This is a genomic window from Zavarzinia sp., from assembly GCF_041650655.1.
Lineage (GTDB): Bacteria > Pseudomonadota > Alphaproteobacteria > Zavarziniales > Zavarziniaceae > Zavarzinia.
On record NZ_JBAZKR010000244.1, the window covers coordinates 1 to 2,908 of the forward strand.

Below are 2,908 nucleotides of genomic sequence, written 5' to 3' on the forward strand. Positions count from 1 at the left end.
CAACATGGGCCGGTCCGACGCCTGCCCGATGATCGACAATCCCGAACTGTGGCACGCCGAGCCGCGCGCGATGCGCGTCCAGCGCTTCGACCATTGCCTGCTTTACGGCGACGACATCGACGGCACCATGGACATCTTCTGCCGGCTGCTGGGCTTCGCCCTGACCGAGCGGGTGGTGGCGCCGGACGGCACGGTCATCGCCGCCTTCCTGTCCTGCGGCATGAAGGCCCATGACCTCGCCCTCGTCCGCCACGAGGAGAAGGGCAAGCTGCACCATGTCTCCTTCCTGCTGGAAGACTGGCACGACGTCGGCCATGCCGCCGATATCATGAGCCGTTACAACATGTCGGTCGACATCGGCCCGACCCGGCACGGCATCACCCGTGGCCAGACGATCTATTTCTTCGACCCCTCGGGCAATCGCAACGAAGTCTTCGCCGGTGGTTACACCTTCTATCCCGACCATCCGGTCCGGACCTGGAGCACCGACGAGGTGGGCAAGGCGATCTTCTATTACGAGCGCGCGCTGAACGATCGTTTCATGACGGTCGTGACCTGATCTGGAGAGTGAGAGAATGACTCTGGCAAGGACCCTCAACTTCATCGACGGCGAATTCCGCGAGGGGCGCGACTGGTTCGAGAACCGCAACCCTTGCGACAATGGCGTCTTCGCCATGGTCGCCGAAGCGGGTGAAGCCGAGGTGGACGCGGCCGTGAAGGCCGCCCGCCGCGCGCTGAAGGGCCCGTGGGGCAAGATGACGGTGCATGAACGCGCCGCCATCCTGCACAAGGTCGCCGACGGCATCACCCGGCGTTTCGACGAATTCCTCGAAGCGGAATGCCGGGACACCGGCAAGCCGAAAAGCCTCGCGCGGCATATCGACATTCCGCGCGGCGCCGCCAACTTCAAGATCTTCGCCGATCTCGTCAAGAACGTGCCGACGGAAAGCTTCGTCCTCGACACGCCGGACGGCGCGGGCGCGGTCAATTACGCCCTGCGCCGGCCCAAGGGCGTGATCGGCGTGATCTGCCCCTGGAACCTGCCGCTTCTCCTGATGACCTGGAAGGTCGGGCCGGCCCTCGCCTGCGGCAATACCGTCGTCGTGAAGCCGTCCGAGGAAACGCCGAGCACGGCGACCCTGCTCGGCGAAGTGATGAACGAGGCGGGCGTGCCGCCGGGCGTCTACAACGTCGTCCACGGCTTCGGCCCGGGCAGCGCCGGCGAATTCCTGACCAGCCACGACGGTGTAGACGCCGTCACCTTTACCGGCGAAACCCGGACGGGCGCCGCCATCATGCGGGCCGGGGCAGGGCGTATCCGTCCCGTCTCGCTCGAACTCGGTGGCAAGAATCCGGCCATCGTCTTCGCCGATGCCGACATGGACAAGGCGATCGAAGGCACCATGCGCTCGGCCTTCGCCAACTGCGGCCAGGTCTGTCTCGGCACCGAGCGGGTCTTCGTGCAGCGCCCGCTGTTCGACGAATTCGTTGCCCGCCTGAAGGCCGGCGCGGCCGGCCTCGTGGTCGGCACGCCGGACAATGCCGCCGCCAACATGGGCCCGCTGGTCAGCCGCGAACACCAGAGCAAGGTTCTGTCCTACTACCAGAAGGCTCGGGAACTCGGGGCGCAGGAAATCATCGGCGGCGGTGTGCCGCAGATGCCGGGCAGCCTCGCCGAAGGCGCCTGGGTCGAGCCGACGATCTGGACCGGTCTTGGCGACGACAGCGCGATCATGCGCGAGGAAATCTTCGGCCCCTGCTGCCACATCAGCCCCTTCGACGAAGAGGACGAGGTGGTGGAACGGGCCAACGATACGGATTACGGTCTCGCCTGTTCGATCTGGACCGAGAACGGCTCGCGGGCGCACCGCGTGGCGTCCCGTATCGAGGCGGGCCTCGTCTGGGTCAACAGCTGGTTCCTGCGGGACCTGCGCACGCCGTTCGGCGGCTCCAAACGCTCCGGCATCGGCCGCGAGGGGGGCGTGCACAGCCTGGAGTTCTATACCGAACTCTCGAACGTCTGCATCAAACTCTGAGGATCGCGGAGTGTCTCAACCCATCCTGTCCGTGGCCGAAGCGGCAGCCTTGCTGCGCCAGGCCCATGAAACCGCCACCCCGATCGCGCCCCTCACCGGGCGGGTCGAGGGCGGCGACGCCGCCACCGCCTACGCCATCCAGGAGGCCAATACGCAATATTGGCTGACCAACGGCCGGGGCCTGTCGGGCCGCAAGATCGGCGCGACCTCGAAGGCGGTGCAGACCATGCTGGGGCTGAACCAGCCCGATTACGGCATGTTGTTCGCCGACATGGCTTTCGGCGACGGCGAGGCCATTCCGGTCTCGCAGGTGCTGCAGCCCAAGGTCGAGGGTGAGATCGCCTTCTATCTCGGCGACGATCTCGACGGCGAGGGCCTCACCCTCGCCGACGTCCTGCACGCGGTCGAATATGCCGTCGCCGCGATCGAGATCGTGGGCAGCCGCATCGCCGACTGGAACATCAAGATCCTGGACACCATCGCCGACAACGCGAGTTCGGGTCTCTATGTCCTCGGCAGCCAGCCGCGCAAGCTGGGCGAGTTCGATCCCGTGCTGTGCGGCATGGTGATGGAACGCCAGGGCGATCCGGTGGCGACCGGCGCGGGCATCGCCTGTCTCGGCAATCCGCTGGTCTCGACCCTGTGGCTGGCGCGCAAGATGGTGGAGGTCGGCCGTCCGCTGAAGCGCGGCGACACGATCCTGTCCGGCTCGCTCGGACCCCTCGTCCCGGTCGCGGCGGGGGATGCCATCGAATTGCGTATTTCGGGGCTCGGCAATGTCCGCTGCAGCTTCGAGGGAGGGCGCTGATATGACGTCTCTGACCGAACTCGCGACCCTGGTCGACGATGCCGCGCGTTTCGCCAAGGCGATC

At 66.4% G+C, this 2,908-nt stretch carries 3 protein-coding genes; all 3 read left to right on the forward strand.

Annotated elements, in window-relative coordinates:
* The coding region (locus WC493_RS22950) for a VOC family protein (RefSeq protein ID WP_373068917.1) at window positions 1–559 on the forward strand (559 nt) is incomplete at its 5' end.
* 16 nt (window positions 560–575) lie between these two features.
* Window positions 576–2,036: a 2-hydroxymuconic semialdehyde dehydrogenase gene (locus WC493_RS22955; RefSeq protein ID WP_373068919.1), complete on the forward strand. Its 1,461-nt coding sequence runs from the start codon at window positions 576–578 to the stop codon at window positions 2,034–2,036.
* Window positions 2,037–2,046: 10 nt separating this feature from the next.
* The gene (locus tag WC493_RS22960; protein ID WP_373068921.1) at window positions 2,047–2,844 is read left to right on the forward strand and encodes a 2-keto-4-pentenoate hydratase; all 798 of its coding nucleotides are present in this window, start codon (window positions 2,047–2,049) and stop codon (window positions 2,842–2,844) included.
* The last annotated feature ends 64 nt before the right edge of the window (window positions 2,845–2,908 follow it).